This window comes from Streptomyces sp. NPDC025638 (assembly GCF_055558775.1).
Genome location: NZ_JBVHLX010000005.1, coordinates 1 through 24,282, shown reverse-complemented (window position 1 = coordinate 24,282; position 24,282 = coordinate 1). Strand labels below are relative to the sequence as shown.

General features: G+C 71.2%; 25 protein-coding genes and 1 pseudogene. 14 read left to right on the top strand and 12 right to left on the bottom strand.

From position 1 onward, the window contains the following. The first annotated feature begins 45 nt into the window (after positions 1–45). Positions 46–903: a type I methionyl aminopeptidase gene (gene map / locus ACZ4EG_RS14165; protein ID WP_453558744.1), complete on the top strand. Its 858-nt coding sequence runs from the start codon at positions 46–48 to the stop codon at positions 901–903. Between the two features lie 108 nt (positions 904–1,011). After that, positions 1,012–1,665, top strand: a complete 654-nt coding sequence (locus tag ACZ4EG_RS14160; RefSeq protein WP_453558746.1) for a biliverdin-producing heme oxygenase — start codon at positions 1,012–1,014, stop codon at positions 1,663–1,665. Here the strand turns inward: ACZ4EG_RS14160 and ACZ4EG_RS14155 are convergent. Next, entirely contained in the window at positions 1,662–2,369 is a 708-nt protein-coding gene (locus ACZ4EG_RS14155) for a PhzF family phenazine biosynthesis protein (RefSeq protein WP_467790831.1), read from the bottom strand. The genes ACZ4EG_RS14160 and ACZ4EG_RS14155 overlap by 4 nt on opposite strands. A 366-nt stretch (positions 2,370–2,735) precedes the next feature. Between ACZ4EG_RS14155 and efeO the strand changes: the two genes are divergently transcribed. The 4 genes from efeO (at position 2,736) to ACZ4EG_RS14135 (ending at position 7,399) form a co-directional block, all read left to right on the top strand. After that, positions 2,736–3,881, top strand: a complete 1,146-nt coding sequence (efeO, locus tag ACZ4EG_RS14150) for an iron uptake system protein EfeO (protein WP_467790830.1) — start codon at positions 2,736–2,738, stop codon at positions 3,879–3,881. A gap of 10 nt (positions 3,882–3,891) precedes the next feature. After that, entirely contained in the window at positions 3,892–5,151 is a 1,260-nt protein-coding gene (gene efeB, locus ACZ4EG_RS14145; protein ID WP_467790829.1) for an iron uptake transporter deferrochelatase/peroxidase subunit, read from the top strand. Between the two features lie 3 nt (positions 5,152–5,154). Next, entirely contained in the window at positions 5,155–6,009 is an 855-nt protein-coding gene (efeU, locus tag ACZ4EG_RS14140; RefSeq protein WP_467790828.1) for an iron uptake transporter permease EfeU, read from the top strand. Positions 6,010–6,397: 388 nt separating this feature from the next. Beyond that, on the top strand, positions 6,398–7,399 hold the full coding sequence (locus ACZ4EG_RS14135; protein WP_467790827.1) for an SCO2278 family lipoprotein: 1,002 nt from the start codon (positions 6,398–6,400) through the stop codon (positions 7,397–7,399). 15 nt (positions 7,400–7,414) lie between these two features. Here the strand turns inward: ACZ4EG_RS14135 and ACZ4EG_RS14130 are convergent, their stop codons facing one another. Next, entirely contained in the window at positions 7,415–8,152 is a 738-nt protein-coding gene (locus tag ACZ4EG_RS14130; RefSeq protein WP_467790826.1) for a bifunctional DNA primase/polymerase, read from the bottom strand. Between the two features lie 109 nt (positions 8,153–8,261). Continuing rightward, entirely contained in the window at positions 8,262–8,876 is a 615-nt protein-coding gene (locus tag ACZ4EG_RS14125) for a TetR/AcrR family transcriptional regulator (protein ID WP_453562090.1), read from the bottom strand. Between the two features lie 105 nt (positions 8,877–8,981). Here ACZ4EG_RS14125 and ddaH point away from each other — a divergent pair, with 105 nt between their 5' ends. Then, positions 8,982–9,812: a dimethylargininase gene (gene ddaH / locus ACZ4EG_RS14120; protein WP_453562091.1), complete on the top strand. Its 831-nt coding sequence runs from the start codon at positions 8,982–8,984 to the stop codon at positions 9,810–9,812. Here ddaH and ACZ4EG_RS14115 read toward each other — a convergent pair. From ACZ4EG_RS14115 to ACZ4EG_RS14105, 3 genes are read right to left on the bottom strand one after another with little or no spacing between them, the layout of a single operon-like run. After that, complete coding sequence (locus ACZ4EG_RS14115) at positions 9,801–10,805, bottom strand: small ribosomal subunit Rsm22 family protein (RefSeq protein WP_467790825.1); 1,005 nt, start codon at positions 10,803–10,805, stop codon at positions 9,801–9,803. The two genes, ddaH and ACZ4EG_RS14115, sit on opposite strands and share 12 nt — an antisense overlap. Before the next feature lie 12 nt (positions 10,806–10,817). Next, positions 10,818–12,032 carry a serine hydrolase domain-containing protein gene (locus tag ACZ4EG_RS14110; RefSeq protein ID WP_467790824.1) on the bottom strand — a complete coding sequence of 405 codons (1,215 nt, stop codon included), beginning with the start codon at positions 12,030–12,032 and terminating at the stop codon, positions 10,818–10,820. Continuing rightward, positions 11,945–13,282, bottom strand: coding sequence for a multidrug effflux MFS transporter (locus ACZ4EG_RS14105; RefSeq protein WP_467790823.1), 1,338 nt, complete (start codon positions 13,280–13,282; stop codon positions 11,945–11,947). The genes ACZ4EG_RS14110 and ACZ4EG_RS14105 overlap by 88 nt, the downstream gene beginning before the upstream one ends. Positions 13,283–13,409: 127 nt before the next feature. On the opposite strand from ACZ4EG_RS14105, the gene ACZ4EG_RS14100 reads away from it, so the two are divergent. After that, positions 13,410–14,417, top strand: coding sequence for a Gfo/Idh/MocA family protein (locus tag ACZ4EG_RS14100; protein WP_467791116.1), 1,008 nt, complete (start codon positions 13,410–13,412; stop codon positions 14,415–14,417). Positions 14,418–14,510: 93 nt separating this feature from the next. Further along, positions 14,511–15,269: an SDR family oxidoreductase gene (locus ACZ4EG_RS14095; RefSeq protein WP_453562098.1), complete on the top strand. Its 759-nt coding sequence runs from the start codon at positions 14,511–14,513 to the stop codon at positions 15,267–15,269. Between the two features lie 249 nt (positions 15,270–15,518). On the opposite strand, the gene ACZ4EG_RS14090 is transcribed toward ACZ4EG_RS14095, so the two are convergent. After that, a complete protein-coding gene (locus tag ACZ4EG_RS14090) occupies positions 15,519–16,772 on the bottom strand; it encodes a D-alanyl-D-alanine carboxypeptidase family protein (protein WP_467790822.1) in 1,254 nt (417 codons plus the stop codon). 200 nt (positions 16,773–16,972) lie between these two features. On the opposite strand from ACZ4EG_RS14090, the gene ACZ4EG_RS14085 reads away from it, so the two are divergent. Next, on the top strand, positions 16,973–18,436 hold the full coding sequence (locus ACZ4EG_RS14085) for an ABC transporter permease (RefSeq protein ID WP_467790821.1): 1,464 nt from the start codon (positions 16,973–16,975) through the stop codon (positions 18,434–18,436). A 96-nt stretch (positions 18,437–18,532) separates the two neighbouring features. Beyond that, positions 18,533–19,318, top strand: coding sequence for an ABC transporter ATP-binding protein (locus ACZ4EG_RS14080; RefSeq protein WP_467790820.1), 786 nt, complete (start codon positions 18,533–18,535; stop codon positions 19,316–19,318). A gap of 24 nt (positions 19,319–19,342) precedes the next feature. Here ACZ4EG_RS14080 and ACZ4EG_RS14075 read toward each other — a convergent pair. Continuing rightward, positions 19,343–20,356 (bottom strand): annotated as a pseudogene (locus ACZ4EG_RS14075) (aldo/keto reductase). Between the two features lie 46 nt (positions 20,357–20,402). Next, a complete protein-coding gene (locus tag ACZ4EG_RS14070) occupies positions 20,403–20,729 on the bottom strand; it encodes a nuclear transport factor 2 family protein (protein WP_453562104.1) in 327 nt (108 codons plus the stop codon). Positions 20,730–20,870: 141 nt separating this feature from the next. On the opposite strand from ACZ4EG_RS14070, the gene ACZ4EG_RS14065 reads away from it, so the two are divergent. Further along, positions 20,871–21,416, top strand: coding sequence for a DoxX family membrane protein (locus ACZ4EG_RS14065; protein ID WP_467790819.1), 546 nt, complete (start codon positions 20,871–20,873; stop codon positions 21,414–21,416). Between the two features lie 31 nt (positions 21,417–21,447). Continuing rightward, the gene (locus ACZ4EG_RS14060) at positions 21,448–21,846 is read left to right on the top strand and encodes a MazG-like family protein (protein ID WP_467790818.1); all 399 of its coding nucleotides are present in this window, start codon (positions 21,448–21,450) and stop codon (positions 21,844–21,846) included. 21 nt (positions 21,847–21,867) lie between these two features. Here ACZ4EG_RS14060 and ACZ4EG_RS14055 read toward each other — a convergent pair whose 3' ends face one another. After that, positions 21,868–22,269: a hypothetical protein gene (locus ACZ4EG_RS14055; RefSeq protein WP_453562108.1), complete on the bottom strand. Its 402-nt coding sequence runs from the start codon at positions 22,267–22,269 to the stop codon at positions 21,868–21,870. A 51-nt stretch (positions 22,270–22,320) separates the two neighbouring features. Here ACZ4EG_RS14055 and ACZ4EG_RS14050 point away from each other — a divergent pair, with 51 nt between their 5' ends. Further along, on the top strand, positions 22,321–22,923 hold the full coding sequence (locus ACZ4EG_RS14050) for a TetR/AcrR family transcriptional regulator (RefSeq protein WP_467790817.1): 603 nt from the start codon (positions 22,321–22,323) through the stop codon (positions 22,921–22,923). A gap of 16 nt (positions 22,924–22,939) precedes the next feature. Here ACZ4EG_RS14050 and ACZ4EG_RS14045 read toward each other — a convergent pair whose 3' ends face one another. Both ACZ4EG_RS14045 and ACZ4EG_RS14040 read right to left on the bottom strand, forming a co-directional pair. Continuing rightward, positions 22,940–23,716 carry a hypothetical protein gene (locus ACZ4EG_RS14045; RefSeq protein ID WP_390709335.1) on the bottom strand — a complete coding sequence of 259 codons (777 nt, stop codon included), beginning with the start codon at positions 23,714–23,716 and terminating at the stop codon, positions 22,940–22,942. Positions 23,717–23,783: 67 nt separating this feature from the next. Continuing rightward, a partial coding sequence (locus tag ACZ4EG_RS14040; protein WP_467790816.1) for an acyl-CoA carboxylase biotin carboxyl carrier protein subunit occupies positions 23,784–24,282 on the bottom strand: 499 nt, incomplete at its 5' end.

The following is a 24,282-nucleotide window of genomic DNA, read 5'->3' as shown; positions in this document are numbered from 1 at the left end:
CGCCAACGACATGTTCCCCCATGTCCGCTGGTTAGACTCGCTGGCATGTCTGGCCAGTCGCTGCTCGTACCAGGGGAGCTCTCTCCCACCCGTCCGGTACCCGGAAACATCCGCCGTCCCGAGTACGTCGGCAAGCCCGCGCCGACGCCGTACACCGGCCCGGAGGTGCAGACCCCGGAGGCCGTCGAGGCCATGCGGATCGCCGGGCGCATCGCCGCGCAGGCGATGGCCGAGGCCGCGAAGATCATCGCGCCGGGTGTGACCACGGACCGGCTGGACAAGGTCGCCCACGACTACATGTGCGACCACGGCGCCTACCCGTCCACACTGGGCTACCGCGGGTTCCCCAAGTCGCTGTGCACCAGCGTCAACGAGGTGATCTGCCACGGCATCCCGGACTCGACGGTGCTGCGGGACGGCGACATCGTCAATCTGGACGTGACCGCGTACATCGGCGGGGTGCACGGCGACAACAACGCCACGTACCTGGTCGGTGACGTCGACGAGGAGTCACGGCTGCTGGTGGAGCGGACCCGGGAGTCACTCGACCGGGCGATCAAGGCGGTCAAGCCGGGCCGGCAGATCAACATCATCGGCCGGGTCATCGAGTCGTACGCCAAGCGGTTCGGCTACGGCGTGGTGCGGGACTTCACCGGCCACGGGATCAACTCGTCCTTCCACTCCGGGCTGATCATCCCGCACTACGACAGCCCGCACGCGACGACGGTCATGCAGCCCGGGATGACGTTCACGATCGAGCCGATGCTGACGCTCGGGACGCACGAGTACGACATGTGGGACGACGGGTGGACCGTCGTGACCAAGGACCGGAGGCGGACCGCGCAGTTCGAGCACACGCTGGTGGTGACGGACACCGGGGCGGAGATCCTGACCCTGCCGTGATCGCGCGCCCGTGCGCCTGAGCCCGTCCTCCGCCGCCTTTGGAGGGCGGGCTTCCTCTTGTAGACTTTTACCGACAGGGCGTCGGCAAGACTACCGAGGACATTGCCCATGGACCCTTTCTCGTTCTCGACACTCATCCGCACGGCGTCCCACGAGCAGCACGTGGAGGCCGAGACCTCGACGTTCATGAGCGACCTGCTCGGCGGACGGCTCGGCGTGGCGGCGTACGCGCGGTACACCGAACAGCTGTGGTTCGTGTACGAGGCGCTGGAGGGCGAGGCCGAGCGGCTGGCCTCGGACCCGTCGGCCGGGCCGTTCGTGCGGCCCGAGCTGTACCGGCTGGCGGCGCTGGAGCGGGACCTGGCGCATCTGCGCGGGCCGAAGTGGCGGGCGGGGCTGAGGGCACTGCCGGCCACCCGGGCGTACGCGGACCGGGTGCGGGAGTGCGCCGAGCGGTGGCCGGCCGGGTACATCGCCCACCACTACACCCGCTACCTGGGCGACCTCTCCGGCGGCCAGATCATCCGTGACCGGGCGGAGCGGACGTGGGGGTTCGCGAAGAAGGGCGACGGCGTCCGCTTCTATGTGTTCGAGGGGATCCCCAACCCCGCCGCGTTCAAGCGGGGTTACAGGGAGCTGCTGGACGCGGTCGTCGCCGACGACCTCGAGAAGCAGCGGATCGTCGCCGAGTGCAAGCGAGCGTTCGCGCTGAACACGGCGGTCCTCCGGGAGCTGGGCGAGGAGTTCCCGCTGAGCGCCTAGACCGACCGGGCCTGGCGCTCGGCCTGGCGCTCGGCCTGGCGCTCGGGCTGTCGCTCGGGCTGGCGTTCCAGGAATACCCGTCCGCCCACCTCGACCCAGCCGCCCGGCTGCGGTGCCGTGAGGATCTGCGAGCCCGCGCCCTGCGTGATGTTGAGCGCTCGGCCCAGCTGCGCGGTGAGCAGCAGCGCCGCCGCGCCCGTGGCCTCGTCCTCCTCGATGCCGTCGTCGCGGCCGGGGAAGGCGCGGGCGCGGATCCGGCCGGCCGACTCGTCCTCCCAGGCCCAGGCGTAAATCCATTCGCCGGGTGACGGGACGGGCAGGGCGTCGACCTCGGCGGCGGTGGCGTAGCGGCGCAGGGTGCGCGGCGGGGCCCACTCCGGGAGCGCCTCGATCCAGCTGAACTCGCCGTCCAGCCGGGCCCCGACGGCGCCCGCGGGTGTGACCAGCTCGGGCACGTCCAGCAGCCAGGCCGTGCCGACGCAGGGGTGACCGGCGAAGGGGAGGCGCAGGGTGGGGGTGTAGATGTCGATGACCCCGCGCTCGGGGTCGTCCACGAACACGGTCTCGCTGAAACCGAGCTTCGCCGCGAAGGCCTGCCGGTCCTCCCGGTCGGGCAGCCGTGAGCCGTCACGGACGACGCCGAGCTCGTTGCCGTATCCGCCGTTCGCCGCGCAGAACACACGCATCACGTCGTAATCAGTCACCCGGGCATTGAAGCATCGCGGCACCGGCCAACTCGTCGGTGGTGTTGCACGGCCCGGCGCTTGGGGTGGGCTGTGCGCGCCGGGTCGCGATGCTGTGCGCCGGTTGTGTCGCGGCCGGCCTCCACCCGCCGGGGTTTCACCGAGCGGCCGCTCTCGGACGTCCATGACCAGCCGGGCGAGGTCTTCCCGCAGCACGCCGCTTGACTTTCTCTTTACCGTTCCTTGGGGTTTACTTTGAGCCGTCGAGATCAAGCCGTGCCTGTGAGATTTCCGTGAGAGGTGAATCACGATCTGGACGGGTAGAGGTGAGGTAAGCCTCATGTAAGTTAGGCAAGCCTCACCACACCGTTTCCGCTTGGAGCCTGCATGCGAGCCGCCCGACTCTCCGTCACCGCCGCCGTCGCCACGGCGGCCTTGACCGCCCTCACGGCCTGCACGGCGAAAAGCGATGCCAAGGACGGCGACGCGATCCAGGTGACCGCCTCCGACTCGAAGTGCGAGACCTCCGCCGAGTCGGTCCCGGCCGGCCACGTCACGCTGAAGATCGAGAACAAGGGCTCGAAGGCCACCGAGGTCGAGATCCTCTTCCCGGACGACCGGATCGTCTCCGAGAAGGAGAACATCGGCCCCGGCACCAAGTACACGCTGACCGCCGAGGTCAAGGCCGGCTCGTACGAGATCGCCTGTGTCCCGGGCATGAAGGGCCACGGCATTCGGCAGAAGCTCACGGTCACCGGCGGCGGCTCGACCGCCAAGCGTGACCCGCAGCTGGACAAGGCGGTCGCCGACTACCGCGAGTACGTCCGGGAGCAGGCCGACGCCACGCTGCCGCTCGTCGAGACCTTCGTGAAGGCGATCAAGGACGGCGACCTGGCGGCCGCGCAGAAGGCGTACGCGCCCTCGCGTCTCGGCTGGGAGCGGACCGAGCCGGTCGCCGAGTCCTTCGGTGACATCGACCCCAAGGTCGACGTCCGTGAGGACGGCCTGGAGGACGGCCAGAAGTGGACCGGCTGGCACCGCCTGGAGAAGGCCCTCTGGCAGGACAAGAAGATCGGCGACGAGGAGAAGACCCTCGCCGACCAGCTGGTGACCGACCTCAAGGACTGGCAGGAGCGGGTCGGCAAGGCCGAGATCACCCCGACCTCCATGGCCAACGGCGCCAAGGAACTGCTCGACGAGGTCGCCACCGGCAAGGTCACCGGCGAGGAGGACCGCTACGCCCACACCGACCTGGTCGACTTCAAGGGCAACGTCGAGGGCGCCGAGAAGGCGTACGAGCTGCTCAAGCCGGTCGCCTCGAAGAACGACCAGGCGCTGACCACCGAGCTCGACAAGCAGTTCACCGCGCTGAACGCGGAGCTCGACAAGTACCGCTCCGACAAGACCTCCTACGACTTCGTCTCCTACGACAAGGTCACCAAGGACCAGCGCAAGGAGCTGTCCGACGCGGTGAACGCCCTCGCGGAACCGCTGTCGAAGCTCGCCGCCGCCGTCGCCGTCGTGAAGAAGTAGGGCCGCTGCGATGACCGAGACCCAGGAGAGCACCTCTCCCACCCGCCGTTCGCTGATCGGCTGGGGCGGCGCCGGGCTCGCGCTCGGTGCCGCCGCGGCCGGCGGTGCGGTGGCGATGGCCAGGACCGGCGACGTGGACCCGGTCGCCGCCGAGGCGGGCGCCGCGGTGGAGTTCCTCGGCGCCCACCAGGCGGGCATCGCCACGCCGGTGCAGGACCGGCTGCACTTCGCCGCGTTCGACGTGCAGACCGAGGACCGCGCCGAGTTCGTGCAGATGCTGAAGGACTGGACGGCGGCCGCGCACCGGATGACCGCCGGGAAGGCGGTCGGCGAGGGCGCGTACGGCGGACTGGCCGAGGCACCGCCGGACGACACCGGTGAGGCGCTGGGCCTCAAGCCCTCGCGGCTGACGCTGACGATCGGCTTCGGTCCGTCGCTGTTCGACAAGTTCGGACTGGCGGACCGGCGGCCCGAGGCGCTGGTGGACCTGCCGAAGTTCCCCGGCGACAACCTCGACCGCACCCGCACCGGTGGCGACCTGTGCATCCAGGCCTGCGCGGACGACCCGCAGGTCGCCGTGCACGCCATCCGCAACCTGGCCCGCATCGGCTTCGGCAAGGTCGTCATCCGCTGGTCGCAGCTCGGCTTCGGCAAGACCTCCTCGACCACGCCGGACGCGCAGACCCCGCGCAATCTGATGGGGTTCAAGGACGGCACGCGCAACATCGCGGGGACGGAGACGGACCGGCTGAAGAAGTACGTCTGGGTCGGCGAGGGCGACGGCGGCAAGAACTCGGCGTGGATGACCGGTGGGTCGTATCTGGTCGCCCGGCGCATCCGGATGCACATCGAGACCTGGGACCGCACCTCGCTGCAGGAGCAGGAGGACATCTTCGGCCGTGACAAGGGCGAGGGCGCGCCGGTCGGCAAGGCCAAGGAGCACGACAAGCCGTTCCTGAAGGCGATGAAGCCGGACGCGCATGTGCGCCTCGCGCATCCCGACTCCAACAACGGGATCACGATCCTGCGCCGGGGCTACTCCTTCACGGACGGCACGGACGGGCTCGGCCGCCTCGACGCGGGGCTGTTCTTCCTGGCCTACCAGCGCGACGTGCGCAAGGGGTTCATCCCGCTGCAGCGGCAGCTGTCGGCGAAGGACGCGCTCAACGAATACATCCAGCATGTGGGTTCGGCGGTGTTCGCGGTTCCGCCCGGTGTCCGGGACAAGCGCGACTGGTGGGGCCGGACGCTGTTCTCCGAGGAGGCGTAGCCCGTGTTCTCCAACTATCTGATCGGCCTGCGCGAGGGTCTTGAGGCGTCGCTCGTCGTCTGCATCCTCATCGCCTATCTGGTCAAGACGGACCGCAAGGACGCGCTCAAGCCCATCTGGATCGGCATCGGCACCGCCGTCGCCATCGCCATGGGCTTCGGCTGCGCCCTCGAATTCGGCTCGCAGGAGCTGACGTTCGAGGCGCAGGAGGCGCTCGGCGGGACTCTGTCCATCGTCGCGGTGGGCCTGGTGACGTGGATGGTCTTCTGGATGCGGCGCACCGCGCGGCATCTGAAGAGGGAGCTGCACGGCAAGCTGGACGCGGCGCTGGCGATGGGCACGGGCGCGCTGGTCGCGACCGCGTTCCTGGCCGTCGGCCGGGAAGGTCTGGAGACCGCGCTGTTCGTGTGGGCATCGGTGCACGCGGCCAGCGACGGCACTCCGCGCCCGCTGGTCGGCGTGGCGCTCGGCCTGCTCACCGCCGTCTTCCTGGGCTGGCTGTTCTACCGCGGTGCGCTGAAGATCAACCTGGCCAAGTTCTTCACGTGGACCGGCGGCATGCTGGTCGTAGTCGCCGCGGGCGTCCTCGCCTACGGCGTCCACGACCTCCAGGAGGCCAACTGGATCCCCGGCATCCGGAACCTGGCCTTCGACATCAGCGACACCATCGCGCCGGACAGCTGGTACGGCACGCTCCTCAAGGGCGTGTTCAACTTCCAGCCCGACCCGACGGTCGTCCAGGTCGCGGTATGGCTCCTGTACCTGATCCCGACACTGGCCATCTTCCTCGCCCCAACTGGCCTCCTCACCCGCAAGACCCCACAACCGACGCCTCCGGCCGTCCACGACAAGGTCTGACAAGGCACCGAAGAACGACGGCGGGGTCGCCCGGGCCACGGGGCCGGACGACCCCGCCGCCATTCCGGCCACGGGGTACCCGCCCGCCAACCCGCCCGAGCCGGCCCACCGCGTGGCTGCTGCACCCAATCCGGACATCAGCGGCCTTCCCCGCCCCGACCGTCCTCACCGCCTCCGGGGAACCGCAGCAACCGACGCCTCCTGCCACGCACAACCACACCTGACAAGGCGCCGGAAAACGACGACGGGGTCACCCGGGCCACGGGGCCGGACGACCCCGCCGCCATTCCGGCCACGGAGCACCGCGCCCAGTACACGAACCCGCCACCCGCCCGCGGCCCCGCCCCGGTAGGGTTCGGCTCCGGGAAGGGGAAGGTGAAGGCAGCCAATGCGCAGGGATCGCAGGTCTCGTACGCTTCGTAGCGGTGACCGGAACGCACTCATAGCGGCCTCGTTGCTCGCTTTGTCGCTGACGGCGAGTGGGTGTGTGGTGGTGCACGGGGAGCGCGAGGTGATCCCCGCCACCACCAAGGCCGAGGCCGCGAAGGCGCTGGCGCGGTTCACGGACGCCTACAACCGGGCGGACCAGGCGTTCGACAGCTCCCTGGACGCGGACTATGTCACCGGTGCCCTCGGCGACATCGACAGCGTCCGGCTGAAGGCCGGCCATGCGAACAACCCCGGCGGCAACGCGGGGCACGTGCCGCTGAAGCTGTCGGACGCGAAGTTCACCATTCCCAAGAAAGCGGGCTGGCCCCGCTGGTTCGTCGCCGACACCGCCGCCAACAAGGGCGGCAGCGCCCGCTGGCTGTTCGTCTTCACCCGCGACAGCCTGTCCGAGCCCTTCCAGGTGGCGTATCTGACGCTGCTCGCCCCGGACAGCGTGCCCCAGTTCCAGACGGACAAGGACGGCTGGGCCGAAGCCGTACCGGCGACCGCGGCCGAACTGGCCGTCCGCCCGCAGGACCTGAGCCAGCAGTACGCGACGTATCTGAACAGCGGCGGCAGCGTCTTCGCGGACGGCGAGCACACCAGCGGCTGGCGCAAGACACGCGCCGAGGAGGCCCGCAAGCCGGGTCTGGCCACGCAGTACATCGACGAGCCGCGCACGAACGGCGACTACGCACCGCTGGCGCTGCGCACGAAGGACGGCGGGGCGCTGGTGTTCTTCACCACGCACCACTACGAGAAGGAGACCGCCGCCGCGGGCACGTCCGTCCCGGCCCCGAACAAGGACGTGCAGGCCCTGACGAAGGGCGAGGTCAAGCAGTCGCTGACGCTGGAGTTCGTCTCCAACGAGGTCGTCCTGGACCCGAAGAAGGGCTCGGGCGACGGCAAGGTGTCGATGCTGGGCCGCATCCAGGGACTGACGGCGGCGCAGGGCGAGTAGAAGGACGCGCCGCCCTCAGTGGCGCAGGGGCCAGGTCGCCGACGTGTGGCCGGGTTCCTCGCCGGCGTGCCGGGCGCAGGCGTCGGTGAGCACCTCGAGAAGGCTGAGCGGGTCGGGCAGCGCATGCTCCGGGCCGCGTACCCAGCGCACCGTCCGGTCGTCGTCGCCGGGCAGCCGGGCGGGCGGTACGAGCACATAGGAGCCCCGGCAGTGCCAGCGCAGCCCCGGGTGCTCGTCCATCGTCTCGGGGTGGCAGTCCAGTTCGCACGGCCACCACTCGTCCTCGTCCTCGGGCGTGCCGCGGGTGAGGGCGAAGAACAGCATGCGGCCGTCGTCGCTCTCGGCGACCGGCCCGACCTCGACCCCGGAGCCGAGCAGCCGCTCCAGCGCCTGCCGGCCGGCCTCCAGGGGGACGTCGAGGACGTCGTGCACCATGCCGGTCGCGGTGATGAAGTTGGCCTGCGGCTGATGCCGGGCCCAGCGCTCGATCTGGGCGCGGTCGGTGGTGGACTGCGTCTGCCAGGCGAACGACACCGGGTGCCGGGCGGGGGTGGGACAGCCGACGCGGTCGCAGGAACAGCGGTAGCCGGGCGCGGGGTACGCGGCGGGCGCGAGCGGCAGTCCCGCTCCGGCGGCGGCGAGCAGCAGGGCCTCACGGCCGCCCTCGTCGGCCGCGTCCTGCGGGCGGCGTCCGCGCAGCCATTGGGAGAGTTTGCCCTGCCGGCCGGTACGGCCGCCGAACGTCGCGCTCATGTATCGCCTCGCCTCGCTCTGCTGCGCACAGCATGCCCTATGCTCCCGCCTTCCCGTGCGCCGGGGTGCCTTGTCGGGACATGCCGGGCTTCCGACCTGCGATTTCCGGTCAGCGCGGGGCGAGTCCACCGAGCGCGTAGTCGACCAGGGTGTCGGTGTAGTCGTACGAGATCGGTCCGGTGCGCTGCAGCCAGCGCTGGGCGAGGGGCGAGACGAACAGCTCCAGGGCGATGCGCGGGTCCACGTCGGGCCGTACGTGCCCCTGGGTCTGCGCGGAGCGCAGCCGGTCGACGTACAGCTGGAGCTGGGGTTCGAGGAGCTTGCCGACGAACTCGCGGCCGAGCTGCTCGTTGACCACGCCCTCGGCGGCCAGGGCGCGGGAGGGCGCCTCGAAGCGGGGGTCGAGCAGTTCGTCGACCGTGGCGCGCAGGACGGCCTTGAGATCGGCGGCGAGGTCGCCGGTGTCCGGGATCTGGTACGGCTCCTGCCCCGCGGCCCGCGCCGCCTGCTCGCCGAGGTCCAGGAAGGCTTCCAGGAGGACGTCCGCCTTCGAGCCCCACCAGCGGTAGATGGTCTGCTTGCCGACCCCGGCACGGGCGGCGATCCCCTCGACGGTGGTCTTCGGGTACCCGGCCTCCGCGACCAGGGCGAGGGCGGCGTCGTAGATCGCGCGGCGGGACTTCTCGCTGCGCCGGGTGGCGTCGGGGGCGGGCTTCTTGACCATGGGTCGAGGCTAACCAGGAAGACAACCCGTTCGGCACACGCGCCGGGCCCGCCGCAACCGCACCATGGGCAGCAACAACCCCCTGCGGTACCGGAGGAGCCCGCCTTGGCCCTTTCCCGCGGCGCCACACCCCGGCGCTATCTGATGTGCTCACCCAGGCACTTCGAGGTCACGTACTCCATCAACCCGTGGATGGACCCGCGCAAGCCCGTCGACACACCCCTCGCGGTCGCCCAGTGGGAGCAGTTGCGTGACCTCTACCGCGCCCTCGGCCACACCGTCGAGGAGCTCGTCCCGGTCCCCGGGCTGCCCGACATGGTGTTCGCGGCCAACGGCGCCACCGTGGTGGACGGGCGGGTGCTGGGCGCGCGGTTCGCCCACCGGGAGCGGGCCGACGAGGCCGCCGCGCATCTGGACTGGTACCGCGCGCACGGCTTCACGCACCTCCACGAGCCCGTCCACGTCAACGAGGGCGAGGGCGACTTCGCCGTCACCGCCTCCTTCGTGCTGGCCGGGCGTGGCTTCCGGGCGAGCCCCCTGTCGCACGGCGAGGCGCAGGAGTTCCTCGGCCGCCCGGTGATCGGTCTGGAGCTGGTCGACCCCCGGTACTACCACCTGGACACCGCCCTGGCCGTCCTCGACGACGCGCGGGACGAGGTCATGTACTACCCGCCCGCCTTCTCGCCGGGCAGCCGGGAGGTGCTGCGGCGGCTGTTCCCGGACGCGCTGACCGCCGGGGACCAGGACGCGGCCGCGTTCGGGCTGAACGCCGTGTCGGACGGTCTGCGCGTGGTGCTGCCGCAGGCGGCGGCCGGGCTGTTCGGTCCGCTGCGGGAGCGCGGCTTCGAGCCGGTGGGCGTGGACCTGAGCGAACTCCTCAAGGGCGGCGGCAGCGTGAAGTGCTGCACGCAGGAGCTGCGGGAGCTACGGGTGTGAGGTGTCGTCCTCGCGCGGCGGCCAGGGGTCGCCCCAGTCGGCGTCCCGGGCCGCCTTGTACAGGTCGCCGTGGCGTTTGGTGACCGTCGTGCGGCGCAGCTGCTCCTCGGCCTCGCACAGATCGAGAAGCACCTGGCCCTTGCGGATCTGCGGGCGCCGCACCACGCGGGCGGCGGCCGGGGCGGCCGGGATGCGGGCGGCGGCGACGTAGCTGAACTTCTCGTCCTCGTACGGCAGTGAGCCGCCCTTGACCTGACGGTGCAGGGAGGAGCGGCTGACCCGGGCCGAGAAGTGGCACCAGTCCTCGCCGGGGACGATGGGGCAGGCGGCGCTGTGCGGGCAGGGCGCGGCGACCTGGAATCCGGCGTCGACGAGCCGGTCGCGGGCCTCGATGACGCGGGCGTATCCGGCGGGTGTGCCGGCCTCGACGATCACCACGGCCTGCGCGGCGGCAGCGGCCGCGTCGACGAGGGCGGCGCGGTCGGCGTCGGAGAGTTCGTTGAGGACGTAGGAGACGGTGACGAGATCGGTGCTCTCGATGGTGAGCGCCGCTCCGATGCGAGAGCGCTGCCACGTCGTGTCCCGCAGGGCCGGGTTGGCGGCGGCGAGCTCCCGGCCGAGGGCCAGCGCGGGCTCGGCCCAGTCCAGCACGGTCACCGGCCGGACCCCGTCCCAGGTCGCGCTGACGGCCCAGGTCGCCGCGCCGGTCCCGCCCCCGACGTCGACATGGCTGCCGGGCACCCACCCGGGCACGGCCTCCGCGAACGCCTCCAGCGCCGCGCGCACCGCCTCGAAGGTGGCGGGCATCCGGTACGCGGCGTACGCGGCGACGTCGGCGCGGTCCCGCAGGATGGGCGCGTCGGTCGGGGTCCGCCCCCGGTAGTTGGCGATCAGCCGCTCCACGGCACCGGCGGCCTGCTTGGGCGGGAGCCCGTCGAGCAGCCCGGCGAGAGCGGCACGGAGGTTTTCGGCTGGGGAGACGGGGACGTTCACCGTGTGATTCTCTCAGGTCTCCCGAACCGCCCGGGCCATCCGAGTCGCCGCCCTCGCCCTCGGCCCGCTGTCCGACGGGCGTCTGCGGGGATGCACCGTGTTGGCCAGCAGCACCAGGAAGATGTCCGTGGCCGGGTCCAGGATCAGCGAGGTCCCCGTGAAGCCCGTGTGGCCCGCAGCTCCGCGCCCCGACAGCTCCCCCATGAACCACGGCTGGTCGACGGCGAAGCCCAGCCCCGGCGGGGTCAGCAGCAGCTCCACGAAGTCGGGGCCGAGGATGCGCGCGGGGCCGTATGCGCCGCCCGCCAGCAACGCCCGGCAGAAGACCGCCAGATCGCGTCCCGTCGAGAACAGGCCCGCGTGGCCCGCGACCCCGCCCAGCGCCCACGCGTTCTCGTCGTGGACCACGCCCCGCAGCATCCCCCGCTCCGCCTTGGCCCACGGCCACCGCTGGTCCTCGGTCGCCGCGGCGCCCCGGCACGGCCCGAAGTCGGTCGCCGTCATCCCGAGCGGCCGGCTGATCCCCTCGTGCACGAGGAGGTCGAGGGTGCGTCCGGTGATCCGCTCCAGCACGGCCTGGAGCAGCAGCATGTTCAGGTCCGAGTAGAGGTACGTGCCCGGTTCGCCCGTCGGCTCCTCGGCCCGCAGCAGGGCAAGGCGGGCCGCGTCGTCCGGGCAGTCGTACAGCGGGAGTTCGGGGCGCAGCCCGGAGGTGTGGGTGAGCAGCTGCCGGACGGTGATGCCGTGCGCGGCGGCCCCGCGGTACTCGGGCAGATAGGCGCCGACCCGGGCGTCGATGCCGAGCGTGCCCCGCTCGATCTGCTGCACGGCGGCGACGGAGGTGAACAGCTTGGTGAGGGAGGCCAGGTCGAAGGGGGTGTCGACGGTCATCGGAACGCGGGCTTGGGGCGCCAGTTCGACGCCCCGCTCGGTCTCCGGGTCGTACGACACGTACCGCACGGCCCAGCCCGCGGCCTCCTCGACGGCGATGACCGGCCCGCGTCCGGCCACCACGACGACGCCGGGCGCCCAGGGGTGGTCGCCGGTGGTCAGGTCGTGGACCTCGCGGACGAGGTGGTGCAGTTCCTCGGCGTCGAGCCCGGCCCGTTCCGGTGTGTCGACGCGGAGTCTGGGTGCGCTCAGTTCTCCTCCCCCGGGCTTTCGGTTTCGCTTGCGCTGGGGGAATCCCCGGCTTCCGCGTCCGCAGATGTGATCCAGGGACGGCACATTCCCACGAAGCAGGCCAGAGCCACCAGTGCTCCGGCCAGTTGGACCAGCGCCATCGGTACGGCGGTGTGCTCCCCGGCGACTCCGACGAGCGGGGAGGCGACGGCCCCGACGAGGAAGGAGGAGGTGCCGAGCAGCGCGGAGGCGGAGCCGGCGGCGTGCCGGGTGCGCAGCAGGGCGAGGGACTGGGCGTTGGGGAGGGTGATGCCCATCGCGGACATCAGGACGAAGAGCGCGGCGGCGACCGGGGCCAGGCCCACCTTGCCGAGGACGCCGGTGGACATCAGCAGCAGGGCGGTCGCGGCGAGGACGGTCACGGTCAGGCCGACGGCCAGCACCTTGTCCAGGCGCACCCGGCCGACCAGCACCTTCCCGTTGATCTGTCCGGCGATCACCAGGCCGACCGAGTTGAGGCCGAACAGCAGGCTGAAGGTCTGCGGGGAGGCACCGTAGATCTCCTGGATGACGAAGGGCGAGGCGGAGATGTAGGCGAACAGCGCGGCGAAGGCGAAGCCGCCGGCGAGCATGTAGCCGGTGAAGGGGAGGTCACAGAGCAGACCGCGCATCGCGCGCAGGGCCTCGCCGCCCCCGCCTTCGTGGCGTTCGGCGGGCGGCAGGGTCTCGGGGAGCCGGAGCCAGACGAGCGTGGCGAGCACGGCGCCGACGACGGTGAGGACCACGAAGACGCCCCGCCAGTCGGTGACGCGCAGGATCTGCCCGCCGATCAGCGGAGCGACGATCGGGGCGGTCCCGGATATCAGCATCAGGGTGGAGAAGAAGCGGGCCATGGCCATGCCGTCGTAGAGGTCGCGTACGACGGCCCGCGCGATGACGATCCCGGCCGCGCCCGCGAGGCCCTGGGCCAGCCGGAGGGCGACCAGGGTCTCGACGGTGGGCGCCACCGCGCACAGGGCGGTGGCGACGAGGTAGACGGCGAGGCCGACCAGGAGCGGGCGTCTGCGGCCCCAGCGGTCGCTCAGCGGGCCGACCACCAGTTGCCCGAGCGCCATTCCGGCGAGGCAGGCGGTGAGCGTGAGCTGGACGGTCGCTGCGGGCGCGTGCAGGGAGCGGGTGACCTCCGGCAGGGACGGGAGGTACATGTCCATCGCGAGCGGGGGCGTGGCGGTGAGGCCGCCGAGGACGAGGGTGACGAGAAGGCCGGTGCCGCGGGCCGAGCGGGTGGCCGGGGTGCGGGGTACGGGCTGCCGCTCCGCGTCCGGTGTCGACGCCGCCGCCGCGTGCTCGGGCATGTGTCGTCCCTCCCCTTTTCCGGCCTCTCCGGTTTTTCGGCCTCGTCGATCGCTTTGATTGAATCGGCACCTATGCTCTCAGCTCGTACGCAGTGTCGAGGGTCACATGAGCGAGGGCGGGGCCGGGATGGCGGAGCGGAACGTGCGGTGGGGGATCCTGGCGACGGGTGGGATCGCGGCAGCGTTCGCCGCGGACCTGGTCGACCTGCCGGACGCGGAGATCGTGGCGGTGGCCTCGCGCAGCCTCGGCCCCGCGCGGGCGTTCGCCGAGCGGTTCGGGATCGGGCGGGCGTACGGCGACTGGGAGTCGCTCGCCGCCGACGAGGACATCGATGTCGTGTACGTCGCCACCCCGCACTCGGCGCACCGGGCGGCCGCCGGGCTGTGTCTGGAGGCCGGGCGCAATGTGCTGTGCGAGAAGGCGTTCACGCTCAACGCGCGCGAGGCGGAGGAACTGGTCGCGCTGGCGAAGGAGCGCGGCAGCTTCCTGATGGAAGCGATGTGGATGTACTGCAACCCGCTGATCCGGCGGCTGAAGGCGCTGGTCGACGACGGGGCGATCGGCGAGGTGCGCACCGTGCACGCCGACTTCGGGCTCGCCGGGCCCTTCCCGGCGGCCCACCGGCTGCGGGACCCGGCGCTGGGCGGCGGGGCGCTGCTGGATCTGGGCGTGTATCCGGTGTCGTTCGCGCAGTTGCTGCTGGGTGAACCGGCGGACGTGATGGCCAGAGCGGTGCTCTCGGACGAGGGCGTCGATCTCCAGACGGGAGCGCTGCTCTCCTGGGAGAGCGGGGCTCTCGCCTCGGTGCACTGCTCCGTCGTCGGCGGTACGGCGAACACCGCGTCGGTCACCGGATCGCTCGGCCGTATCGACATCCCGTCCGGCTTCTTCCACCCCGAGCGCTTCGTCCTGCACCGCGACGGCCGCGACCCGGAGGAGTTCGTGCTGGAGCCGGCTGACGGGCCGCGCACCAGCCTGCGGCACGAGGCGGCGGAGGTCATGCGAGCGCTGCGGGCCGGTGAGACCGAGTCCCCGCTCGTGCCGCTCGACGGCACGCTCGCCGTGATGCGGACGCTGGACGCGATACGGGAGCGGATCGGGGTGCGCTACCCCGGGGAGGCCGTCACGGTCTGAGCCCATGGGCACCGCCCGGGGCCGCCGCGCGAGGCAACCGTATGGCGGACATGTGATTCCGCATCGCGGACGCGACGCCTACGCTGCGGTGCCATGACTGACAAGGAATCGAGGATCGCCGTGGTGACCGGCGCCGGATCCGGCATCGGGCGGGCGGTCGCCGTGGAACTGATGCACTCCGGCTGGTCGGTTGCGCTGGCCGGGCGGCGCGCGGAGAAGCTGGCGGGGACGGCGGCGCTGGCGCCCGAGGGCGAGTCGCTCGCCGTGCGCACCGATGTCGCGAACCCCGACGACGTCACGGCCCTGTTCGCCGCCGTGCGCGACCGGTTCGGGCGGGTCGATCTGCTCTTCAACAACGCGGGCACCTTCGGACCCGGCGGGGTACCCGTGGAGGACCTGCCCTTCGAGGCCTGGCGGCATGTGGTGGACACCAACCTCAACGGGGCGTTCCTGTGCGCGCAGGCGGCGTACCGGCAGATGAAGGAGCAGCGGCCGCGCGGCGGCCGGATCATCAACAACGGTTCCGTCTCCGCCCATACGCCCCGACCGCACTCGGTCGCCTACACCGCGACCAAGCACGCACTGACCGGCCTCACCAAGTCGCTGTCGCTGGACGGGCGTCCGTACGCCATCGCCGTCGGGCAGATCGACATCGGCAACGCGGCCACCGCCATGACGGCGCGGATGGAGACGGGCGCGCTGCAGGCGAACGGCGAGACGGCGCCGGAGCCGGTGATGGACGTGGCCGACGTGGCGCGCACCGTGCGGCACATGGCCGAGCTGCCGCTGGAGGCGAATGTGCAGTTCGCGACGGTACTGGCGACGGCGATGCCGTACGTGGGCCGGGGCTGAGCGCTCCCACGCTCCGTCAACTCCCCAACCTGCACAAGCGGAATTTGAACATCCGCGGTATTGCGGCCGGTGGTGGGCTTATGCTCAACTTCCTTCACAAGAACTTCACACTTGGACCATCCAGGTTCCGCCGACCACACCGAGGGGGGAGGCGGCAGCCGTTCCACCGGACCGGGTTGGGGGTGGACCTCGCGAGGGACCGCGGGGTGCGCACCGGTGGGTGGAACGGCTGCCGCGTGGACCGGCTTCTCAGCCCCGGCCGGCGCGCTCCACGTCCGTCTTCTCCACGTCCGTCTTCTCCACGTCCGTCTCCCGCGCGTGCTTCCCCGCCGCCCTCCCGGCGGCCTTCCTCGCGGTCTTCGCCGCGTTCTTCCCCGCCCGGCGCCGCCGCAGCGCCCACGCGCCGCCTCCCAGCAGTGCCACCGTCCCGGCGCCCCCTTCCAGCAGACGCCAGGTCGACGGGCGCCCGGACGCCGAGCCCGACCCGCCCGCGGCGGCCCGGGCCGACTTCGCCTCCGCCCCGGCGCCCGCCTTCGCCCCGCCCTCACTGAGCGGCTCGACCAGCGTGCCCACCGCCTGCGCCGAACTCCCCGTGCCGAAGCCCCAGTCGAGCAGCGCGGCGGTCTCCTCGTAGACGGCGTTGCTGCCGGCGGCGGGGTGCATCACGGTGACCAGCAGGGTGCGACCGTCACGGGTGGCCGCGCCGGTGAAGGTGTTGCCGGCATGGCTGGTGTAGCCGTTCTTCACACCGATCAGCCCCTGGTACGTGCCGAGGCCCCAGGCGCCCGTCAGCAGGCGGTCGGTGTTCTGGATCTGGAAGGTCTTCTTGCCGCCCGCCGGGAAGTCGGCGGTCCTGGTGCCGCAGTAGCCGCGGAAGTCATCGTTCTTCAGCCCATGGCGGGCGAAAAGGGTCAGGTCGTAGGCGGAGGACAGCTGTCCCGCGTGGTCGAAGCCGTCGGGGCTGACCACATGCGTGTCCAGTGCCTGCAGGTCCTCGGCCTTGGCCTGCATCTCCGCGACCGTCTTCGCGACCCCGCCGTTCATATGGGCCAGCACATGCACCGCGTCGTTGCCGGAGCGCAGGAACACGCCCTGCCAGAGCTGCTCGACGGTGTAGGTGATGCCGGGCTTGACGCCGACGAGGCTGGAGCCGGACGGTATCCCGGCCAGGTCGGCGTCGGTGACCTTGTGCCGCTCGGTCCGCTCGAACTTCTCCAGCACGGTGTCCGCGAACAGCATCTTCAGCGTGGACGCGGGCGGCAGCCGCCGGTGCGCGTTGAACGAGGCGAGCACCTCCCCGCTCTCGCCGTCGGCGATGAGCCAGGAGCGGGCGGTGAGCTTCTTGGGCAGACCGGTGGTGCCCCGCGCCTGGATTCCGCCACGGGCCAGCCGGTCCCCGTCGATGATGGTCGTGGCGTGGGCGGGGGTGGCCGCGGACAGGGGAAGGGCGGCGGCCGTCAGACCGAGAGCGGCACGCCGGGTGAGCCGAGAAGAATCGCGCATCCCGGGACCGTACACCGCACTCAACAGCGGTTTCCTTGCAGGAGGCCCTCTGCAGGCCAGGAATTTGCTGTCTTATGAAAAATCGATTCCATAGCCCGCTTTCTCAGCTCTGACACACGTTTTACTCAGTGCGCCGCAAAGGTTCCTCCATAGCTTGTGGCCGCGCCCACAGCGGGCGCCAAGAACCTTCGAGGAACGGGATGTTTGGCATCTATCTCAAGCGCGAGCTGGGCCGCCGCAAGAAGGCGGCCCTGGTCATCGCACTGGGTCTGGCGCTCGGTATCGCGCTGGTCATCACCGTCAGCTCGGTGTCGGCCGGTATGACGCAGGCGCAGGACAAAGTCCTGAAATCGCTCTACGGCCTCGGCACCGACATGACGGTCACCAAGGCACAATCCGCACCCAAGGCCGGCAGCTCGCAAGGTCCGAACTTCAAGTTCGACGCCAAATCGAGCTCGAAGACCTCACAGAGTTCCGACCGGGTGATGACACAGGGCGGCCAGGCCCTGAAGTCCTCCCTCGTCGAGAAGGTCTCCGCGCAGAAGGGCGTGGCGAGCGCCGTCGGTGCCCTCTCCCTGAACGTCACCAAGGTCGACGGCTCCTTCACCCAGGGCAAGGCGCAGAGCTCCAGCGGCAGCGGCAGCAACGGCCAGGCCCAGGGCGGCCCGGGCGGCTCCACCGGCGGCAGCGGCCAGCCGCAGGTGCAGGGCGGCGGCGCCAACTTCGACGTCAACAACTACTCCGTGGCCGGCATCGACGTCACCCACCAGGAACTCGGCCCGCTGGCCTCGACGAAGATCACCTCGGGCAGGACGTTCACCGCGTCGCAGACCGACGCCAAGGTCGCGGTGGTCAGCAAGTCCTACGCCAAGTCGAAGAAGTACAAGGTCGGTTCGGCCTTCAAGATCTCCGGCACCAAGTACACGGTCATCGGCATCGCGACGCCCAGCAGCAGCGAGTCCACCACCGACGTCTATCTGCCGCTGAAGCAGGCGCAGACGCTGGCCGACGCCAAGAACAAGGTCACCACGATCTACGTCAAGGCGACCGACTCCCAGCAGATCTCCGCCGTGAAGAAGGCGATCCAGGCGAACATCTCCGGTACGACGGTCACCACCTCCTCCGATCTGGCGTCCACCGTCTCCGGTTCGCTGTCCACCGCCTCCAGCCTCGCCTCCAGCGTCGGCAAGTGGCTGTCGATCGCGGTGCTGGCCGCGGCCTTCCTGGTGGCCGCGCTGCTCACCTCCTCGGCCGTGTCCCGGCGTGTGCGTGAGTTCGGCACCCTCAAGGCGCTGGGCTGGCCCTCGCACAAGGTGACCCGGCAGGTCGTCGGCGAGTCCATGGTCAACGGCCTGCTCGGCGGCGGCCTCGGCATCGCTCTGGGCCTCGCGGCCGCCTACACGGTCACCGCGATCAGCCCGAAGCTCACCGCACAGCTCGGCAGCACCGGCGGCGGGCCGGGCGGCATGGGCGGCCCGGGCGGCGGCGGTCCCGGCCAGTCCACCGCGAGCAAGCTGGAGATCGCCCTGACCGCGCCCGTCTCGATGACCACCATCGCGCTCGCGGTGGGCCTGGCGGTCACCGGCGGTCTGATCGCCGGCGCCATGGGCGGCTGGCGCGCCTCCCGGATGCGCCCCGCCGACGCCCTGCGCAGCGTCTCGTAACACCCCCCGAGCCGGGGCGCCGCCTCCACTCCCCCCGGGACGCGGCGCCCCGCCCCCTCCTCCCTCACCCACGCCTTCGCACTTCACGGAGCACCCATGTACAGACTCACCGGCGTCACCAAGCGCTACACCCGGGGCAAGGAGACGGTGGAGGCGCTGCGCGGCATCGACCTCACCATCGAGGACGGCGACCAGCTCGTCATCCAGGGCCCCACCGGCGGCGGCAAGTCCACCCTCCTCCAGATGATCGGCGGCCTGGACCGCCCGTCCGCCGGCAGCGTCGAGCTGGACGGCGTGGACCTCGCCACCATCGGCGAGGCCAGGCTGACCCGGCTGCGCGCCGAGAAGATCGGCATCATCTTCCAGGCGTTCAACCTCATCCCGACGCTGACCGCGCAGGAGAACGTCGAGACGGCGCTGGTCCCCCTCGGCGTCAAGCCGGCCGAGCGCCGCGAGCGGGCGGCCGAGGCCCTGCGCTCGGTCGGCCTCGGCGAGCGCCTCGCTCATGTCCCGTCCGAGATGTCCGGCGGCCAGCAGCAGCGTGTCGCCATCGCCCGCGCGCTGGTCAAGCGACCGAAGGTACTGCTGGCCGACGAGCCCACCGGCAACCTCGACGAGGGCACCCGCGACGACATCATGGCCCTGCTGGAGGGCCTGTGGCGGGAGCACGGCCTCACGTTCGTCATGGTCACCCACGACTCGTCGATCGCCCGCCGCGCCCCGCGCCTGGCCACCATCAAGGCCGGACAGCTCACGCTCACCGAGCAGGGCGGCGGCCCCTACGCACGGCAGGCGTACGGCGGTCAGCAGGCGTACGAAGGTCAGCAGGTGTACGACGCCCAGCCGCAGCCCTACGTCCAGTACGGCGGCCAGGCCCACTGAGCCGCCCGCTCCCGTCGGGGCCGTTCACCTCCCGAGTATCCGGCCGACCTCGGCCAGCTGCCCGGCGGTGAGCGGCCCCTTCGCGATCGCGCCCGCGTTCTGCTCCGCCTGGGCGACCGAGCGGAACCCCGGGATCGGCACGGTGCGCGGGCTGCGCGCCCACAGCCAGGCGAGGGCGCCCTGGGCGGGCGTACGGCCGTCGCTGGTCAGGACGGAGCGCAGCGCGTCGACCCGGGCGAGCCACTGGGGGTCGGCGCCGGAGCCGTCGCCGAATCCCTGGAGCCAGGCCGGGGGCCTGCTGCGGATGTCCCCGGATTCGAGCCCGGTGTGCCGCCGGCCGCCGAGCAGCCCCATGGCGAGGGGACCGCGGTTGATGCTGGCGAGCTCCAACTCCTCGCAGAGTCGCAGGAGTTGCGGGGCATCCTGAAGCACGTTCAGGGCGTGCTGCACGGCCGTGCAGTGCTCGCCCTGCGCGAAGACGGCGGCGCGTTCGGGGTCGTCGGTGCTCCAGGCGTACGCACGGATGAGTCCCTCACGGACGAACTCCTCGCACAGGTCGCGGAGTTCGGCCGCCGCCCTGGCGGGATCGGCGTCGGAGACGTGCAGCTGGTAGAGATCGACGTGGTCGGCCCCGAGCCGGCGCAGGGAGGCCTCGAGGGCCCGGCGGGCGTAGGCCGGGGAGTCGTCGCTGCCGGTGAGCGTGCGGGTTTCCTCGTCGAAGACGTTGCCCCACTTGGTGGCGACGACGACCTCGTCCCGCCGCTTGCCGAGGGCGCCGCCGAGCACGCGCTCGCTGTGCCCGGTGCCTCCCCCAAGCTCTCAACTTCGTTCGAGCAGGGAGGTACCCCCATCGTCCGCGGTGTCGAAGAAGGTGACACCGAGGTCGAGGGCGCGGTGGATCGCCCGTACGGACTCCTCGTCGTCGACCTTGCCCCAGCCGAGCGGCTGCCCGTCCGAGTCCTGCCTCCCCCAAGCTCTAAAGGAGCAGGGGGGACCCCATCCGCCGATCGCCCAGCAGCCGAAGCCGAGCGCGCTCACTACGAACACAAGCCCTTCGAGGGCATTGTGGCCATGGGGTGTTTTGTCAGGCCTGCCCGGTCTCGAAGCGGGAGATCCGCCCGTCGTCCTCGACGATGAAGCTCCACCTGGTGCGCATCTCGCCCCAGGTGTCGTTGCTGTAGCGGGCGACGAGGGCCCGGCCGTCGCGGGTCTCCTTGTCGACTTCCATATGACCGTGGGTGGAGAAGATCTCCCGGTCGATCCAGTCGGCGAGGTCGCGGTCGGAGCCGTCGTCGGACATCGTCGCGCCGGGGGCGAGGATCTGCAGGAAACCCTCGCGGTCATGGGCGTTGACAGCGGTGACGAAGGCCCGGACGGCCGGATCGCTGAGTTTGGCTGGCTGAATCGTCATGCCAGCCAGACTCACACCGCTCCCCCGGCCCCGCCACCCGAACGGCGCCCCGGACAGGCGGCGCGGGTGTGCCGGATGCGACGGTGGATACGCGGAGGGGGCCTTGTTCCTGCTGTCCGCCTGTCCTGATGGGGAGTCACCGTGAACTGTTACGACCGACGTGATGTGGGTCTGCTGCTGCTCCGAATGGGTACCGGTGGGGTGCTCGCCGCACACGGCGCGCAAAAGCTCCTCGGCTGGTTCGGCGGGGGTGGCATCGAGGGGACCGGCAAGTTCATGGAGTCCGTCGGCTACTTGCCCGGAAAGGCGAGCGCGACGGCGGCGGGGCTCGCGGAGGCGGGCGGCGGCACCCTGCTGGCGCTGGGCCTGGCCACGCCGGCCGCGGGTGCGGCGGCGGCCGGCGCGATGGCGGGCGCGGCCGCGGTCCACGTACCCAACGGCTTCTTCGCCGCGGAGGGCGGTTTCGAGTACGCGGCGTCCCTCGGCCTGGCAGCGGCCGGCCTCGCCATCACCGGCCCGGGCCGTCTCTCCCTCGACCACGCCCTGGGCCATGTCTTCGACCGCGGCTGGATGGTCCCGGCGGCCCTGGGCGTGACGGCGGCGGTCACGGCGGTGGTGGTGGGGACGCGGAACAGCCGGGTGCGGCAGCAGAAGGAGGGGGAACAGGAGTCGTTGTTCGACGAGTAGCCGGGCAGCCATGCCGTGGCAGGCTGCGCGCATGACCGATCAGGACACGCACACGACGCACACGACGGCACCCTCCGAACTGCCCGACCTCTGGGCCTCCATCGACGACCTGTGGTCCTGGCTGGACGCGAACCGTCCGCAGGGCGGGCAGGAGGGCATGCTGCTGCGCATGCTGAAGCTGTCGGAGGAGGTCGGCGAGGTCGCCGAGGCGGTGATCGGCGCGACGGGGCAGAACCCGCGCAAGGGCATCACCCATACGTGGGAGGACGTCCAGGGCGAGCTCTGCGACGTCGTGATCACTGCCCTGGTCGCCCTGCGCACCCTGACGCCGGACACGCGCGAGGTCTTCCACCGGCATCTGACCCGGGTCACGGAGCGGTCGCCGGGGCCGGCCGCGCGGACGTCCGTCGCGCGGCCCCCTGCGACGTAACCCCTGTTACGGGACCTTCTGCTACGCGGCCTTCTGCGCGGCGAGCGCGAGCTTGCGGTGGGTGCGGACCATCATGGCGCGGGCCATGAAGGGGTGCACGCGCTTGACGACACCCCAGTAGAGCCGGGAGCGCCATGCGTTCGTCTTCACCGAGCTGCACAGGGTGACGTACTTGTCGTCGACGACGATCGAGGCCCAGGCGTCCAGACCGGCCGTGCTCACGTCCATGAGAGCCTCGCCGTCCTGCTGCGCCTTGATCGGGAAGGCATCACGCAGGATGCCCGTCCAGGCCGCCGGATCGCGCGGCATCCCGGGCAGCAGCTCCATGGCGTACGCGTCCCGGTAGTCGGGCCGGTCCACCGCCGTCCTGATCAGCCGGGCACCTTCGGGAAACCCCACGGCCACGGGCTTGTCCTTGAGCATTGCGTACCTCCATACGCTTGCGTATGGTCAACCATACGGTAGCGTATGGACATGGTGCAACGGCAGAAGGCGGAGCGGCGGCAGCAGACCAGGAAGGCCCGGCTCAGCGCCCGCGACTGGGCGGATGCCGCGCTCGCCGCCCTCAAGGAGGGCGGCGGCCTCTCGGCGGTGGCGGTCGAGCCGCTCGCGGCCCGGCTCGGCGCCACGAAGGGCAGCTTCTACTGGCACTTCGACAACCGTGAGGCACTGATCGAGGCCACGCTCGCCCGCTGGGTCGAGGCGGACACCGAGGAGATCATCGCGGCGGTGGAGACCGAGCCCGACCCGGAAAAGCGCCTGCGCCGGCTGTTCACCGAGGTCATCAAGCCGGCCAGGGCCGATCCGCTGGAGGTCTCGCTGCTCGCCAGCGCCGACCACCCCCAGGTGGCCACCGCGCTGAGACAGGTCACCGAACGCCGGATCGGCTATCTGGCCGGGCTTTTCACCGAACTGGACTTCGCCGAGGACGAGGCCCGACGGCGCGCGCTGATGGCGTACAGCTTCTATCTGGGGCACGCCCAGCTGGGCCACGCCGCGCCGACCGTACTGCCCTCGCCCGAGGAGTTCCCGGCGTATCTGGAGGCGACGATGGATGCCATTCTTCGGCGTTCATAGCCGGGTGGACGGGCGGTCATGCCGCGGTGGCCTCCGGTGTGAGCAGGCCCAGTTCGACGGCCTGCACGCCCGCCTGGAAACGGGAGACGGCACCCAGCTCCTGCATCAGCTCGGCGACGTGGCGTCGATAGGTGCGGACGGACAGGCCGAGGCTCTGGGCGGCGGCCTCGTCGGTGTGGCCCGAGGTGAGGCAGGTGAGCACCCGGCGGGCGATCTCGGTACGGCCCCGAGCGGACACCCTGCGGTAGCTCCGCGCCGGCGTCGCACTGGACCAGGCGCCCGTGAACAACGTGTCGAGAGCCCGCAGCACCATCGGCACCCGGATGGTCACGGCCTGCGGGCCCGACCCTCCGGACTCGGCACGCATCAGGGCCATCAGCGCGTCCACGATCAGCACCTCCTGGTACTGGTCCGCCGCGATCCTGACCTCGAAGGCGGGTATCCGCGCGGGCCCCGGCGTCAGATGGCGGCGGACATTGCGGTCGTCGAGAATCCCCGGCCCCCCGAGCACACGGACCCCGACACCGGCGGCGGCGATCTCGCGCAGCATGTCGAGCAGGCCGCTCAGTGCCTCCGACTTGGCCACCCGGCACGGCAGCGCGAGCGAGACCGAGCGGCGCGCGGTGGAGACCAGGCGTTCGGCGGTCCGCCGCATGCGCTCGTTGCTGGGATCGGTCACCACGGTCATTGCGCTGTGCGTGGCATTGGCCCGGTGCCGCGTCTGGGTGACCGCGTCCTCGACCAGCGCCCTCATCTGGAGCAGGGTCTGCTCCAGCTCATCCCCCTTGTTCATTCTTGCCTGTTCGTCCTTTCCCGGTCCGTTGCCGATCAGGTGTGGTCAGTTCCCGGTCGGCTCCTGGTCAGTTCTTGATGTGGCAGATCGTGGCGCCGGAGGTGACGGACGCGCCGACCTCGGCGGAGAGGTCCTTGATGGTCCCGGTGCGGTGAGCGTTGAGCGGCTGTTCCATCTTCATGGCCTCGAGGACGACGACCAGGTCGCCCTCCTGGACCTCCTGGCCCTCCTCGACCGCGATCTTGACGATCGTGCCCTGCATCGGGGAGGCGAGGGTGTCGCCGGAGGCGACCGGGCCCGACGACTTGGCGGTACGGCGCTTGGTCCTTGCCTCCGTCGTCGGGCCCGTACGGGAGGCGGGGAGGACGACCTCCAGCCGCTTGCCGCCGACCTCGACGACGACCGTCTCCCGGGCGGGTTCCCGCTCTGTTTCGGTGGGGGTGGGGGTGATGAAGGGCGGGATGTCATTCGCGAACTCGGTCTCGATCCAGCGGGTGTGGACCTTGAACGGCTCCGGGGAGCCGTCCAGCTCGGGCGCGAACGCCGGGTCCCTGACCACCGCGCGG